The 14494-nt window shown below is 31.6% G+C and carries 14 protein-coding genes; 8 read left to right on the top strand and 6 right to left on the bottom strand.

The genetic code is table 11. From position 1 onward, the window contains the following. Nucleotides 1-55 precede the first annotated feature (55 nt). Genes CWD91_RS10565 through CWD91_RS22795 form a run of 4 tightly spaced genes read right to left on the bottom strand, consistent with a single transcriptional unit; the run spans nucleotide 56 to nucleotide 2430 of the window. Nucleotides 56-727 carry an SEC-C metal-binding domain-containing protein gene (locus tag CWD91_RS10565; protein WP_103440901.1) on the bottom strand — a complete coding sequence of 224 codons (672 nt, stop codon included), beginning with the start codon at nucleotides 725-727 and terminating at the stop codon, nucleotides 56-58. Next, nucleotides 724-1737 (bottom strand): adenylate/guanylate cyclase domain-containing protein, encoded by a 1014-nt coding sequence (locus CWD91_RS10560; RefSeq protein ID WP_103440900.1) that lies wholly within the window; start codon nucleotides 1735-1737, stop codon nucleotides 724-726. Before CWD91_RS10560 ends, CWD91_RS10565 begins: the two co-directional genes overlap by 4 nt. Nucleotides 1738-1740: 3 nt before the next feature. After that, nucleotides 1741-2253 (bottom strand): hypothetical protein, encoded by a 513-nt coding sequence (locus tag CWD91_RS10555; RefSeq protein WP_103440899.1) that lies wholly within the window; start codon nucleotides 2251-2253, stop codon nucleotides 1741-1743. Nucleotides 2254-2256: 3 nt separating this feature from the next. After that, the gene (locus tag CWD91_RS22795) at nucleotides 2257-2430 is read right to left on the bottom strand and encodes a hypothetical protein (RefSeq protein WP_192877653.1); all 174 of its coding nucleotides are present in this window, start codon (nucleotides 2428-2430) and stop codon (nucleotides 2257-2259) included. A 249-nt stretch (nucleotides 2431-2679) separates the two neighbouring features. On the opposite strand from CWD91_RS22795, the gene CWD91_RS10550 reads away from it, so the two are divergent. From CWD91_RS10550 to CWD91_RS10540, 3 genes are read left to right on the top strand one after another with little or no spacing between them, the layout of a single operon-like run. Continuing rightward, nucleotides 2680-3291, top strand: a complete 612-nt coding sequence (locus CWD91_RS10550) for an RNA polymerase sigma factor (RefSeq protein WP_103440898.1) — start codon at nucleotides 2680-2682, stop codon at nucleotides 3289-3291. Next, nucleotides 3270-3668, top strand: coding sequence for a hypothetical protein (locus tag CWD91_RS10545; RefSeq protein WP_103440897.1), 399 nt, complete (start codon nucleotides 3270-3272; stop codon nucleotides 3666-3668). Before CWD91_RS10550 ends, CWD91_RS10545 begins: the two co-directional genes overlap by 22 nt. Further along, nucleotides 3652-4452, top strand: coding sequence for an ImmA/IrrE family metallo-endopeptidase (locus CWD91_RS10540; RefSeq protein WP_157943763.1), 801 nt, complete (start codon nucleotides 3652-3654; stop codon nucleotides 4450-4452). Before CWD91_RS10545 ends, CWD91_RS10540 begins: the two co-directional genes overlap by 17 nt. Nucleotides 4453-4735: 283 nt before the next feature. On the opposite strand, the gene CWD91_RS10535 is transcribed toward CWD91_RS10540, so the two are convergent. After that, complete coding sequence (locus CWD91_RS10535) at nucleotides 4736-5539, bottom strand: hypothetical protein (RefSeq protein WP_157943762.1); 804 nt, start codon at nucleotides 5537-5539, stop codon at nucleotides 4736-4738. An 899-nt stretch (nucleotides 5540-6438) separates the two neighbouring features. On the opposite strand from CWD91_RS10535, the gene CWD91_RS10530 reads away from it, so the two are divergent. The 5 genes from CWD91_RS10530 (at nucleotide 6439) to CWD91_RS10510 (ending at nucleotide 12774) form a co-directional block, all read left to right on the top strand. After that, nucleotides 6439-7527, top strand: coding sequence for an AAA family ATPase (locus CWD91_RS10530; protein WP_103440894.1), 1089 nt, complete (start codon nucleotides 6439-6441; stop codon nucleotides 7525-7527). A gap of 1 nt (nucleotide 7528) precedes the next feature. After that, nucleotides 7529-10216, top strand: coding sequence for a S8 family peptidase (locus CWD91_RS10525; protein ID WP_103440893.1), 2688 nt, complete (start codon nucleotides 7529-7531; stop codon nucleotides 10214-10216). Between the two features lie 265 nt (nucleotides 10217-10481). Further along, nucleotides 10482-10925, top strand: a complete 444-nt coding sequence (locus CWD91_RS10520; RefSeq protein WP_103440892.1) for a multiubiquitin domain-containing protein — start codon at nucleotides 10482-10484, stop codon at nucleotides 10923-10925. Nucleotides 10926-10927: 2 nt separating this feature from the next. Continuing rightward, a complete protein-coding gene (locus tag CWD91_RS10515) occupies nucleotides 10928-11287 on the top strand; it encodes a hypothetical protein (protein ID WP_103440891.1) in 360 nt (119 codons plus the stop codon). After that, nucleotides 11284-12774, top strand: coding sequence for a ThiF family adenylyltransferase (locus CWD91_RS10510; RefSeq protein ID WP_103440890.1), 1491 nt, complete (start codon nucleotides 11284-11286; stop codon nucleotides 12772-12774). The genes CWD91_RS10515 and CWD91_RS10510 overlap by 4 nt, the downstream gene beginning before the upstream one ends. Nucleotides 12775-13664: 890 nt before the next feature. On the opposite strand, the gene CWD91_RS10505 is transcribed toward CWD91_RS10510, so the two are convergent. Continuing rightward, a complete protein-coding gene (locus CWD91_RS10505) occupies nucleotides 13665-14486 on the bottom strand; it encodes a DUF4138 domain-containing protein (protein WP_103440889.1) in 822 nt (273 codons plus the stop codon). Nucleotides 14487-14494 lie beyond the last annotated feature (8 nt).

The raw sequence follows: 14494 nt of genomic DNA, 5'->3' as shown, positions 1-14494 counted from the left end.
CTTTTTCTTAAATTATTGCAGCAAAATCTTTAGATATTCTCGAGTGGTGGTCACTTTAGCATATTTCTTCGAAACCTGCTAAGTCCTTCAATAGTCTTTCCTTAGATAAACTTTTAAGAAATTCGACGCACTTGAGATGACATCTTTTGAATTTTTTATCTAATCCGCATATACATGGCCGATCATTTCTACCTGGCAGGGCGTTGATCAAAATGGCATTTAGAATTCCAATTATTAAATGCTTATTATCCAACAGCAGTTTTTCACTATAAAATTGTTGCACACCCTTAAAAAAATGACGGTATTCTCCATTCGAATATTTCCCAAAATTCATTTTGTATACCGTATTTGCAAAAAAAGGGTAGATACTATTCTGATAGAAATCTATAAATTCAATTCCTTTTTTAGCTTTATATTCTAACTCATGTTCAATATCCAAACAACAAATACCGTCTTTATCAATATGCCAATCCTCGTGTCTTTTAATCTTGGTGGAGCGTTCTTTAACAATTGGTATAAAATATGGGTATCTATCATTATCTAAATAAATTTCAATATTAAAAGAGTCTAGGTAATTCCCCATAGTATCACAAACATCAATTTCTCCCTTAATTACTGAATATTTCTCTCCATATTTTTTATAGTAGGAATAGCCAGGGTAGATTTCCAAAAAAGACTTTACATCTTTTTTTAGTTGTTGATTCGTCCTAGTTGAGATTTTCTTCATGACTGTTTACAGAAATATGGTTTGTTTTTAACTGCAATGGGTCTTAAATTCGTATCTGATATTGGCCGAGCGTAGTCCCTAAACTTGACAATGGGATTGCCATACTGGTCTAAGGCAATAAAATCGAGTGTTTTTAAGAATTTGGACCAAAGAAAGTCATACTGTGTATAATAGAATTTTTTGGCGTTATCTATATAAATATAGCGTTCGTTTTCTCCCTTTCTTGCGGCCACCGGAGTAAAATAATCGTCCCCATTACTGATTTCATTCTTAACATGAGCGCCAACCACCACACCATTTTTTTCGGCGGATGATTGCATCTTACTTGCTAAACTAGTATGTAGACTGCACGTAGTAACTTCACTAATATCTCCAATCCCTGAATTACCCCAAATGACATGCTCCTTATATCCAAGATCTACCCCGGTTCTAATTCCGATATATTCAATACCAACCGATTCCAAATACTCCTTCAAATCCGTTTTCACGAAATGTGTAAAGACGCTTACTGCTGAAAGAGCCTTTTTTACAGCTTCCTTCTCGTTCATCTTTTTGTCACCAAAATAGACAAAAATTCCATCGCCTTGCAAACGATGAATATATCCGCCAAAAACTAACATTGTATGAATTCCAGCTTTCAAAATCGTGTTTGTTATAAGAAAAACAGTCTCTTTGTCAAATTTCTTGAAAAGGTTAGTGCTACCTTTAATATCAATAAAGCTTGACACTACATAATGCTCTTCAATAGCTTCTGTTCCTTTTAAATAGTTAAAATCTGGGTGTGATCCAAGTTGTTGCTTATAATTAATTTCTCTATTAATGCTCTCAGATAAATTAACCATGCTAGGAGCTATTTCGTTTTGTTTAATTCTAGAAAATAATGCCTTAAATTGATCATTACTTCTTTTTATGTTTTCAATTGGCACACCAAGCCCTTTAGATAAATAACTAGAAGAATCTGAGTCAACAGCTTCCTTTATTAATTTCATATAGTCTTTATATACATCCATTTTTTAAAATTTATTTATTATTAAAATTGATATGAGCAAAGAAAGAATCACGAACTGTGAAAAAATCAACCAACCGGATATCTTAAGTCGCGTAAACTTCAGGTTTAGACCTTTTGAAAGTGTATGAACTTGATTTCGTAAATCATCCATTTCATTTTTCTTACTTATGCTCTTAGAACAGTTAAAGAATTTTTCTTTAGTCATTGAACCGATACCTCCAAAGTAATAAAGGGAGTCCGAATCTTTCGAAAAATATGGTATGCTGGCAATAGTTATAACCATTAGCCCAACAACACCCAAAAACATTTCAAATGCTAGTAACAAATTAAACGTAAACTGGAATTGACATATATGTTCTTGTACTGCTATGTATCCAGTAATTATACCACCAAGCAGAAAAGTATTCATGGCTAAATAAACAGCAGTCTTATTATTTACGCTTTCAAAATAATGATCAAATCGGTTTATAGAATATAGCAGTCTATCCTTTTCAATATTTCTTTTGTCTTTATCCATCAATTATTTTTCTTTTCTTACACCTTTAAACTTGCCGCCAGTAGTTTTTACATCCATAAATCTTCCCGTTTCAGTATCTCTCTTTACATAGAGCTTAGTTTTCGGGTTTAATACTTGGGAACGTCCTTTTACAGCTCCTTTTCTAGCATTGTCTCCTTTTGGTGGATTTTTAGCCATTTTATTGTTTTATGAGATTAATATTTTTGTTTTTGTAAGTAAATGCTCACGGTTTTTTATATTTTTCCATAACGAATTAAATAAATGAGCAAACCTTTAATGTTGTCCCATTTTTATATTTTTCCATAACGAATTAAATAAATGAGCAAACCTTTAATGTTGTCCCACAATTGTATATGCTCATAGGTTTTGTTTTTTAGCCATTCACATGGATAATTTTTAATAATAATGAGCATACTCTATTGAAATATGGCTTTAGCGAGTAAAAAGGAAATTCTTGAACATCTTGATTCTATCGATTTGAACGAACTTTTAGATAGGATGGAGAACTATGTCCGAAATCGTTTTTACAATAAGTCAGAGAAAGAAAGAGAAGGGTTTGATTATCTTGATTTTTGTTATAATGTTCTAGTTAAAGCTTCTACAGGTGTTAGAAATTGGGATAAGGAAAAGACCTCTTTTGATAAGTTTATTTTTGGGTGCTTAAGAAGTGATTTATATAACTTCTTTAGAAAACAAAAGAATAAAAAAAAAGAGGTAGAAGATTTGCAATCTAAAGACCAAGAAATATACCTAATTGAAGTAAATGACTTTATTGAATTAGATGAAGTTGAAACGGATGATGAACCTCCAGATATTGATTTTAAAGATATATCACAAGATGCACTAAAGTCTTTACGAGAGCAAGGGTCCGATAAATTAGAGATAGAAGTATTTGACTGTTGGCTAAATGGTTATTATAAGCCAAAAGAAATAGCTGAATTATGTGGAATAGATACTACAGAAGTAAATAACACTGTTAAGAGACTTTCTAGAAAAACTATCAAGTTAAAAGAAAAATGGAAAAGCTTAAAAAAATAATAGATAAAGGTTTTACCGAGAATTATCTTTTTGGGGATATAAATGATGTTCGTAAAAGTTTATCTGATTTCGGAGTCAATTTAGGCGATAATCGTGAGCGTCAGGATAAATTGATTAAGCAATTAAAGTTTAAACTTCGTTCATCCATAAACAAAGAAAAAAATGAAATCCTTTTACTTAAGGCAACAGAATTCTTTCAAGAAGCAATAAATAAGGGGTTAGATAAACCGATTGCTTATTTAAATAACCTGATTGAAGATAATAGATTGTTAGTTCAGTATAATAAGTTGGATAAGCTAAGCCCTGATGAAATAAAAGAGATTATTAAAGACCAAAATTTGATTGAAATAATTGAGTTACTTGAAAACGAACAGTAAAGGGAAAAATAAGGCCAAAGAGGTACTAAATGATATTGGTTTTGATGAAGTAACAAAACTCAAAAATTCAGATTTAGTTAGTGGTTTTGGTATACTTTTTATTTCTGAACCTTTAAAAAATGCTGATGGAAAAATTATAAGAGGAAAAACTAAAACCATAATTAAAGTAAACTCTTTAATACCATATCCTCAAAGAATTCGCTACGTAGTAGCTCATGAATTAGGACATTATTTTTTACACGAAAAACTGGAAATTCATACCGATGATTCTAAAACACTAAATTGGTTTAAGGTAGAAGACCAGGCGAAAAGAGGGCTACAGGAATTTGAAGCAAACGATTTTGCATCGGAATTATTAATGCCAGAAACTGTTTTTAGAAAGTTTATTGAATACAAATCTTTTAGTCCACCTTTAATAAAGGAAATTTCGAATAGATTTCAAACTAGCTTAACTTCAGTAGTTTACAGATTAATAACTTTAGATGTTTTTCCGTTATTAGTAGTTTTCATTTCTGATGGAGTAGTTCTGTATTGGAGAAAATCCCCCGATTTGAAAGGTTGGCTTAAAGATATGACCAAGCTTTCCCCACCAGAGGATTCTGTTGCAAAAGAATATATTGACGCCAATTACGATTTTATTTACAAAGGAGATGAAAAAGCTCAGGAAATATACCGTTCTACTTGGTTTAAATTATATGAAAATCAAGAAGATTCTGATTTTATGGAGTATTGCATTCCAACCAAGCAGTACAAAACTATCATCAGTATAATATGGGAGGCTTAATATTGATTTTGATGGCCTAAGAGAATTTCAGCTAAAGTAATAGGGGAGAGGAGCGTTAACAATTTTAGGAGGGTGGTTATAATAGTTGTTGACTGGCAGTATTGGTTATATTGCCTTTGAGCGGTTTTAAGAGTTACAATGGATCCTAAAATTTAGTGACCGACCCGTACGTTGTTTCCAAAATTATCTGTAAGCCTTGATTTTTTTTGTTTCTTTTTTCATCAAGTAAAAAAGAAAAGAAGACTTTTATTTTATTTCAAAAATTTAAATCAACTTAAAGCTACTATGAATCTGAAGATTCCGGTTTTTTCTTTCCAGCTTTTTTAGAAATCATAGAACTTATATAATTCCCAAATGCACTTGCTAGAGCTCCTAAAAAAAAACTTGCTAAAAGATTAATGAATGAATATCCATTAGAAGATTTGTCAAACTGTTTAATTACTGCAGTTGCTTCTTCTTTACTTAAATTGGATAAATTTTTGTAAAAATCTATTTGTTCTATATATCCAGCTCTTTCACTTTCAATTTTTTTGAGTTCTTCATTTTTATTCTTTATCTGCTCCATTAAAACATCAAAAGTACTATTGATATTGCTAGTTTCTATGGAAATTACGCTGTCCAATGAGCTAATGTTTTCATTTATTTTATAAGCACTTTCTTGTATACCCTCAATACCAATCTGATAATCATCTATTTTTTTATAGGGATGATTCATATCGAGTGTCGCATAAGTTATTACACTCAGTGCGAGGAAAAATCCAAGACTTTGACCTGTCATTCGTATAATTTTCATTATAAAACGTGGAAGAATTGGAAAATAAAATAATAACGCATCTAGTAATATCGGTAAAATAGCCAGGAATAATAATAATATTATAGTATTGGAAATTGGCCCTTTTTCTGGCACGTAGGAATATAAGCCTCCTATTGTAATAAGTGGTACAATTATGTAGGCCCATGAATGGTAGTAAACCGATTCTATTGGTCTAAACGAAAAATCAATATCTCTTGACCTTTTAACTAGATTATAAAAGCCTAAAAAAAAGGTAACTATAGCTAAGCCCAAAAAAATATACAAATTCATCATCGGATTTTGATTGGTTTATTCCTGTATTATTTTGAAAGATAAAAGAATTTATGGGTAATATAATTTCTATTTTTCATAATATTACATGCACTATTTATAAAAGGCTAAAACAAAAGAATGGTGGTAGCAAGTGCTAAGAATCTTACTCGCTGAGAAAATTTTAGCTGTTGCGCCAAGAAATCTAAAATTCCCTGAAAAATTTACTGGCAGATCGTTCCTCATAAATCGCATATTTAAAAATATCTAAAAAGTTTTGCTTTTTTGGCACTGGCAAAGCGGCTGAGAATTGCGTATAAAACTAAATGCATATGTATTTAGTTTTATGAAAGCAATAAGTTGTTGGCCGATCGGCAATTTGACATAACGGCAAATTATAGATACAAATGCAAACAAACTCTGCGCAGCAAACCGATTATTAGTTTCATGACCCTGCTCATTATTCGTATAAATAATAAAATGCTCAGGGATATTTTACATAATAGAATTATTGCTACATTTATTAAACTTCTGTGGAATTTAGATAGCACGCCAGCTTTCTTGATTATTGCTTCAGCCACTGGCTAAACCAATAATGCAAAATGTACGATAATGTTCTGCGTTATGTAACCTGAGCTTTGGTTAAAAGCGAAAGGTTCTTCTTAAGTTTCTTAAAAAAATTTATTTTCAAAAGGTTCTTCTACCATTTTAATGGAACACTCTTTTTACGAAGCGACGATAGGAGAGTAGTGGAATGTGTGTGGAATGGGTTTAAAGTCCTAATACACAACAAAATAATCAAAAATTATCACGATGGTTTGTATAAATATTACGTTTATATGTAAAATTATTACGTTTTATTATAAATATATTACATTATTTACTATCTTTGTAACATAAATCCAAAATAATATCACACATATATGTATACTGAGCTCATTAAAATAATTGAAGGTGGTCTTAATCACGATCCAAAGAAGGTTATTAGCTATTCTAAACACTTGGCTAAAAAGTTAAGAGAAGATGGAGCAGATAAACTTGCAGATAAGATTATGAAAACTATTGAAGGCTCAACAGGTATTCCTGTTTTTAAAGATCAATTATTTGATGCCCCTGTAGATAATGATACAAGATTAAATATTGCTGATATTATTTTACCTCAAGATATAAAATTAGATATATTACTTTCTGAAAGTATTCAGAACCCTGTAAATAATTTTATCTCTCTGGTTAATTCAAAAAATGAAATAGAAAGTAAGGGTTTGCAAATGAATTTATCATTATTGCTTTATGGACCTCCTGGATGTGGTAAAACTACTTTAGCTAAACATATTGCTAAAGAATTAGATATTCCTATAGTAATAGCTCGATTTGATTCTTTAATATCATCGCTTTTAGGTAATACAGCAAAGAATATTAGAAAATTGTTTGATTACGCAAAAAGCAAACCATGTATATTATTTCTTGATGAATTTGATGCAATTGCTAAAGCAAGAGACGATAATCATGAAACGGGTGAGTTAAAAAGGGTAATCAATAGTTTACTGCAAAATATTGACGATTTTTTAGAAACAGGTATTCTAATTGCAGCTACAAATCACGAACAATTGCTAGATAGCGCTATCTGGAGAAGGTTTGAAAAAGTAATCAATGTAAATAAGCCTAGTTCAGACGAAATTAAGAACCTTATTGGGAGCTATTTTAATAAAGTAGATTCTAAATTAGACATAGAAGACAAGAAGTTTGATATACTAAGTTCTTATTTAAATGATTTTTCACACTCTGAAATTATTAAGATTATAAATAGTGCATTTTATAATTCAATCATTAAAAATAAAGAATTTGAATATGATGAAATTTTTTCTGAATACTTCAAATACAAACATAACAATAGGTTTACACAAGAGGAAATGATACGTTTTTTAAATGAGAGTCATATACCTCAAAAACAAATAGCTAGTTACCTAGATATTTCAATAAGACAAGTAAGAAACGCATTAAATGTAGAGTAAGATGGCTAAAAAAAACTTACCAATAAAACTCTTTCAAAAGAGACAAAAAATTGATGATAGAAGAGTTGAAGGCATGAGTAGTAATATTCCACCAAAATGGCAACTTGGTGGTGAAGAGCTTCTAGCTAGGGCAAACAGTCTATTAGAACCTTTAAATGAGTTAGATACCTTTTTTGATACTCGTGATAAAGCAAGAAGTTTCATACCAGCAACTTTGCGTGTGGATATTGATGATAACGCTATTGCAAAATCTCATAGAACAGACATTCAGAAATTATTTAATGGTCAGTTTTCTAAAAATAATATAATTGGCTTTATAGATTCTAATAGTGCTATTGTTAAAGTAGACAGTATTGAAGATAGTAAAGTTATAAGAAGAAATATCAAAAATTATAATCAAAATCCTAAAGCTATTTCTGCGGTAGAGGCTGTTAAAGTATTTGAACCGTTTATAGCAGATATTGAAAAAAATGAGACAGTTAAAATTTCACTAATAGATTTTCTAAACTACGAAATAAATAACGCGGTCAAGGTCTCATTTGAAAAATACTGTAAACAAAAAAACGTAGATATTATAGAAACAAATTACTCATCAGGCTTAATCATTTTTAAAATCAAAAATGCGACCAAAGCACAATTAGATAGTATTAGTGATTTTGAAGCTTTAGAATCTATAACTTTTATGCCAAAATATAGCGTTGGTATGGACTTATTAGGCACAACGGAGGCACTAGAGGTTAAAGACCCCATTGAAGGAGAAGAATACCCTATTATTGGAGTACTGGATTCTGGTATAGCTAAAAACAAATATCTACAACCTTGGCTTCTTGATAGAAATTATTCATCATATCCAGAGGATTTAATAGATCCAACTCATGGCTCTTGTGTTTCTAGTATTATTATTTATGGTGATGAATTGGAAGGTCAAAATTGGACAGGTAATTCAGGGTGCAAACTTTTTGATGCAACTGTATTTCCTGATGAAAAAAAAGAAAGTATAGATGAAGATGAGCTTGTCATAAATATTAGAACAGCAATAAAAAACAATTCTGATATTAAAATTTGGAACCTTTCCTTAGGTACAGGATCTGAATCGGATTTAAATGATTTTTCTGATTTTGGAAAAGCTCTAGATGATATTCAAATATCAAATGATGTAATTATTTGTAAGTCTACAGGAAATTGTAGAAATTTTGAGAGAGGATTTCCTAAAGGCAGAGTTGCGAGGTCTGGGGACTCAATGCGTTCACTTGTGGTGGGATCTATAACGCATTCAAAAAATGGAAATGATATTGCAGAAGTAAATCATCCATCACCATTTACTAGAATTGGACCAGGTCCTGCTAATAGTATCAAGCCAGATTTAGTTTCTTATGGAGGCAATGCTGGAATGAAAGGAGGCAGAAGAGTTGAAAACGGGGTTAAAGCTATTGCACCAGATGGTAGTTCAGTAAAAATCATTGGAACTAGTTTTTCAACACCAAGAGTGACTTCGCTATTATCTGAATTGAACTTTAAAGTAAAAGAAAACTTTAATCCAACATTATTAAAGGCATTAGCTATTCATTCAGCAAAATATCCAATAGGAGTAGATTTTTCTATTAGCGAAAAAGTAAATCAAATGGGTTTTGGAGTTGCTTCGTCTGCAGATGACATTATCTATAACGACCCACACGAAATTACTTTAATATTACAGGAGAATATTAACAAAGGAGAATTTATAGAAATTCTTGATTTCCCCTTTCCAGAAAGCTTAATCGATGAGAATGGTTTCTTTTATGGTGAAGTTAAGATAACATTAGTTGCACAGCCCGTACTAAGGGAGAAACAAGGAGCTGAATACTGTCAATCAAATCTAAAATTACAATTTGGCACTTATGATGACATAAAAAATAGAGATACAACTAAATCAAATATTCTAAATCCAATTGGACCAGAGGACCCAAAAAATGTAATACTAGATTCGAACTATGGCAGCTATTATAAGAAGGATACGACAAGTGATTATGCTAGAGAACGAATGCTTTTAAACTACGGTAAAAAATATCAGCCTGTTAAAAAATACTCAATAAACCTAGATGAAATGACAGCTGCTAGACAAAGAGACAGTTTAACAAACGGAAGAAAATGGTATGTTAAAATTAAAGGGGAATATAGAGAATTTGCCGAAACAAGGTCAAAAGAAGATGGCGAAGTTTTAAATCAAGATTTTACTTTGATAGTGACCATACGAGATACCAAAGGACAACAACAAGTTTACAATGAAGTGTCTAGGTTATTGGCTGATAGAAACTTTCTGCACTCTAATATAAAAATAAGGGAAGAAGTGCGAATAGAGGTTGATGCTTCAATAGGTACAAAAACTGTTAACGATGAGCTACAACTTTGGGAAATTGAGGCAATTAAAAGAGCTGAATTACTAATGAATAGAGCTCAACTTGATTTAGAAGATAATTTATTGATTTTCGAATATGATTTTGAGAATAATATAGAAGGATTCACAGCAAACAATCTAGATACACTAACCACGTATTTGGAAGGTCAAGTTGAGAAAGAAGCAATTAATTCTATGCCATTAGATGAAGAAATTAGAAAAATGGAAATTAATAAATTGGATAGTAATAAATTAATACAATCTGGCATCAATGGCAATATTGATAAACTATTAGCGCTTGGTTGGGTAAGATAATTATATATGTTTAATTTTAAAAAAAAATAGCTGATAAGAAAAAAAATCCAATTTATTGCGACAACAATAAATTGGATTATAGTAATAGGAATAAAAGTTTCGACACTCTAGTATTAAGGCTTATCACCTTAACAATTCCTTTGTTTTGTTATACAATAGTAGTATTTTTTTGTAATCTACACAAGTATAACGACCAATATCTTGTCTGAACAGTATACTCAAACTGTTTTAAAAAAGTGAGGTGATCCATAAAAAAAAAGAAAAAATGGAGAAGTTTATATTTAAAGTTAACAGACAAAAATTTGAATCTGTTAACGCAATTATTACAGGTAAAGAAATTTTAGAAATAGCTAGTTTATTACCTGTAGAAGATTACGAGTTATTAATTAAGGTAAACGAAAAAGGTTTCGAACCAGTTCAATTAGATGAAAAAATTGATTTAAAAGGCGCTGGAATTGAAGGTTTTTTTGCAAAACCTTATAAGAAGCTAATAATTTATATTGATGATGAACCTTTAGAAGTTGATGAATGTTTCATGACACCAAATGAAATATTAACTACTGCAGGAAAAGATGCTAATGGGTTTTATTTAAAACAAATTAGTGGGCATAAAGAAGTTAGTTATAAGAATGACAGAGAACATAAAATAGCAATTAAAAATGGTCTTAAATTTAGTTCTTGCAAGCTTGAACCTACAACTGTTTCATAGTTATGGGAAATCAAGAGTTGATGAGTCAGTTGCAAAGCAAAGGACTCGAAACTTGGATGCACACAAATAACTTTGTGTGCTTCAAGTTTATCGTACCATTAGGAAGGTTTAAAGGACAAGAAATTGAAATAGCTTTACAAGGTCTTCAATTTCCATTATTACCACCTTCGGGACCACATATTAAACCACATTTACTTCCAATTAGTGGAGGTGGAGGAGTACATCCTTTTGGTGGAATACATGACAGAAAAGTTCCTACACCAGAATATCAGTATTGGAGTCGACCATTTAGAGGTTGGACTTCTGGTATGACTGCGGATGACTATTTAGCGTTCTTAAGAACATTATTAGATTTCGAATGAAGTACAGCATAACAATGACAGAAAATGTCAATAGGATATTTTTTGAACACCTCATTAGAGAGGATGGTCAAGAAGATTTATGCTTTGCTTTTTATAAATTATCTTCTGGAAAATCAAGAAAAACAGGAGTAATTAATGAGGTGATTTTACCAGAATTTGGGGACAGAAATGTACATGGAAACGTAAGTTTTAATTCAGTTTATTTTGATAAAGTGACTTCTTATGCGTTAGCTAATAATTTAGGAATCTGTTTTATACATAGCCATCCTTATCCAGGTTGGCAAGGAATGAGCTTTGATGACATAGAAGCAGAAAAAATGTTAGCACCAAGAGTTAAGGCCGTTACAGGATTACCTTTAATTGGAATGACACTTGGAACAGATAACTATTGGAGTGCTCGCTTTTGGATTAAAGAAGCTCCAAATACTTATGAACGTTATTGGTGTGAATCTGTAAGAGTAGTAGGGAAGTCTCTAAAAACATATTTTTGTGATGATATTTTGCCAAAATCTAATTTCGGAGAAGAGTTTAAACGTACTATTTCATCTTGGGGAGATTTAAAACAGCATGAAATTACTAGGTTAAAAATTGGAATAGTTGGATTAGGTAGTGTTGGTTCCATTGTTGCTGAAGCTCTTTTAAGGACTGGTATAAAAAACTTAACCTTTATAGATTTTGATGTAGTTGAATTGAAAAATTTAGATAGATTATTAGCAGTAAATAGAGTAGATGTAGGCAAATTTAAAGTAGATGTTCTAAAAGAACGTCTTTTAAGTACTGAGCTTATTTCAGATTTAAGTATTAATGCTGTCACATTTAGCATTACTGAAAAAGAAGGACAGGATGCGGCTCTAGATTGCGATATATTATTTTCTTGTGTAGATATGCCTTTGCCGAGATACACTTTAGATTGTTTATCATTTGCTAATTTAATTCCTGTAATTGATGGAGGAATTGATACAAATCCAAAGGAAGATTTATCAAATATAGATCAAGCAAGATGGAAGGCTCACACAATAGGACCTGAAAGAATCTGTATGCAATGTTTAGGGCAATATAAACCCGAAGATGCTGCGTTGGAAATGTCTGGAGAGTTGGATAATCCTAACTATATTAAAGGCTTACCAAAGAATCATTTTATTAATAGAGGTGAAAATGTTTTTGGTTTTAGTTTAAGTTTGGCAGGAATGGAAATACAACAATTCTTATCCTTGATTTTGAAACCTAGAGGGATTTATTATGGTCCAAAAGAAATGGATTTTAATACAGGAAATATAGATTTCGAATTTGACAATGAATGCAGGAATGATTGTTCAATTTCTCAAGGTTTACTTGGTAGTGCAGATGAAATAAATAAATCTTTGATAATAAATCATTTAGCAGCTGAGAATAGCAGAATTAAGCATGAAAATTCGTTAGTAAATAAAAAGAACAAAGGATTTTATGCTTTTTTAAAAGAATCTATAAATTCCTTGCTTAGTTTTTAATTTTCTTGGCCTCATATAATTTTGGTTAAATAATAGGTGAAATAAGCGTTTATATTTTAGGGGTTTAGTAATACAGTTTCTTAAGAGTTATAATTACATAATAACTTCAGAGCAATCTTAATTAGTTACAATGTTTCCTAAAATATAGCGAATGAGCCGTTAATTGTTTCCAAAATTATATGCAGCCTTGAATTTTTGTTTCTTTTGTTTCAAGACAAAAGATAATGAAAGAAGAAAAAAAGATTAATTGAAGTTCTACCGTTAACAAGTGTATAGAAATTTTTAAGCAAGGATTTGAGCAAGGGAAAATTTTATACTCTTGTGGCAAGCTCACGAGAATCTCGTAAATTTTTTTATTACGTACATTTTATCGAATACGCGATTTTAATAAGTGCAAAAAGGTTAGCTTTTATTTTGGCGTTGGCAAGCGTTGGATAAGTGTGTTTAAAATACGACGTAAAAAGTGAAAGTCTAGTAGACTTTTGATTTTTCGTGCGAGACGATGCGGCTGCAGAGCAATTTGATTTTATAAAACAATCGAGCGCTTGGTAGCGGCTATTTTACATAACGGCTAATTATAGATACATAATGTTTTAAATAACTCTGCGAAGCAAACCGCTTATAAGTTTAATGACCCTGTTCATAATTCGCTTAATTGACGAAACGTCGAGGGATATTTGATATAATAGAATTATAGCTTACTAATATGAACAAACTTTTCAGTAAAACGGCTTTGACATAATTGTTGACGATATAGAACACTGGTGTGTCGCTATATCTACAATTATATCAAATACACGGTATGCGCCGTTTTACAACACAAGCATATATGTACTATAATTTTATTTATGTATAACAGGAGTAATATTTTCACCACAGAGTGAAGTTTATTATGGACGTTTTACCAAAACATCTCTAGCCCCATTCAATTCCTCCAATTTAACTAATAGCTTTTCACGGACCCCTAAAGTAAATTTAGGATATACACATACAAATTGTACTTGCTGGCCTTTTGGAACCGTTAGTGGCACCTTATACTGATAAATAGGCGAAAGGAGTAGTTCCTGGTAGGAAGCCTTTCGTTTTTTGGTGCCGTTTGCTTTGTACAGGTTCAAGGTGTTGATTTCGAAATCAATTTGGGAATCGTTATCAATTTCAAAGACCACATAGACCTCGTTAAGATAATAGATACTTTTCGTCATGCCAATAGTGACTCCATCCTTATATTTTATCTGATCAAAAGGCCTGGGATTTCGAAGCAATTGAGAACACAGCTTGGGATAGTCCAAAGCTTTATCTGAGTTTGGGATGGTGTCCAAATCAATCGAAGACAATTCCTGATGTGGCAATATAGTGGGGCCCGTCCTTTCATTGCCTATACTCTCGGATCCGGCAATAAAATAATTGAGCCTTTCCAATTTTTGGGAATACCGTAGCAGATAGGAATAGATCCCACCGTCCTGGGTTACTACCAAAAGATTACTTTCCTCGCCGGGAGTGGCCTGTAGCAGCCCAAAGTACTGTGCTTTTTCCCTATTGAAGCTAAAGGCGAAATTGGAGGCCCCTGTAACTCCCTGTCGAATGGGACCTGGAAAGAACAGGGATACCGTCTTTTGTTCATTTGCATAAATGGTGTCGATGACTTTTCCATTTTGCGCCTCTAAAGTGGCCATAATGATCAGAAGACCGAGCAAGGGTATCAATTTTTTCATAAGAATGT

The organism is Arenibacter hampyeongensis, from assembly GCF_002909255.1.
Classification (GTDB): Bacteria; Bacteroidota; Bacteroidia; order Flavobacteriales; family Flavobacteriaceae; genus Arenibacter; species Arenibacter hampyeongensis.
The sequence above is the reverse complement of the archived record's forward strand: the minus strand, read 5'-3'. Positions and strand labels throughout refer to the sequence as shown.

Coding starts and splice junctions, on each gene's coding strand:
- CWD91_RS10565 (WP_103440901.1), bottom strand. CDS start 727: ATGAAGAAAATCTCAACTAGGACGAATCAACAACTAAAAAAAGATGTA.
- CWD91_RS10560 (WP_103440900.1), bottom strand. CDS start 1,737: ATGGATGTATATAAAGACTATATGAAATTAATAAAGGAAGCTGTTGAC.
- CWD91_RS10555 (WP_103440899.1), bottom strand. CDS start 2,253: ATGGATAAAGACAAAAGAAATATTGAAAAGGATAGACTGCTATATTCT.
- CWD91_RS22795 (WP_192877653.1), bottom strand. CDS start 2,430: ATGGCTAAAAATCCACCAAAAGGAGACAATGCTAGAAAAGGAGCTGTA.
- CWD91_RS10550 (WP_103440898.1), top strand. CDS start 2,680: ATGGCTTTAGCGAGTAAAAAGGAAATTCTTGAACATCTTGATTCTATC.
- CWD91_RS10545 (WP_103440897.1), top strand. CDS start 3,270: ATGGAAAAGCTTAAAAAAATAATAGATAAAGGTTTTACCGAGAATTAT.
- CWD91_RS10535 (WP_157943762.1), bottom strand. CDS start 5,539: ATGATGAATTTGTATATTTTTTTGGGCTTAGCTATAGTTACCTTTTTT.
- CWD91_RS10530 (WP_103440894.1), top strand. CDS start 6,439: ATGTATACTGAGCTCATTAAAATAATTGAAGGTGGTCTTAATCACGAT.
- CWD91_RS10525 (WP_103440893.1), top strand. CDS start 7,529: ATGGCTAAAAAAAACTTACCAATAAAACTCTTTCAAAAGAGACAAAAA.
- CWD91_RS10520 (WP_103440892.1), top strand. CDS start 10,482: ATGGAGAAGTTTATATTTAAAGTTAACAGACAAAAATTTGAATCTGTT.
- CWD91_RS10515 (WP_103440891.1), top strand. CDS start 10,928: ATGGGAAATCAAGAGTTGATGAGTCAGTTGCAAAGCAAAGGACTCGAA.
- CWD91_RS10510 (WP_103440890.1), top strand. CDS start 11,284: ATGAAGTACAGCATAACAATGACAGAAAATGTCAATAGGATATTTTTT.
- CWD91_RS10505 (WP_103440889.1), bottom strand. CDS start 14,486: ATGAAAAAATTGATACCCTTGCTCGGTCTTCTGATCATTATGGCCACT.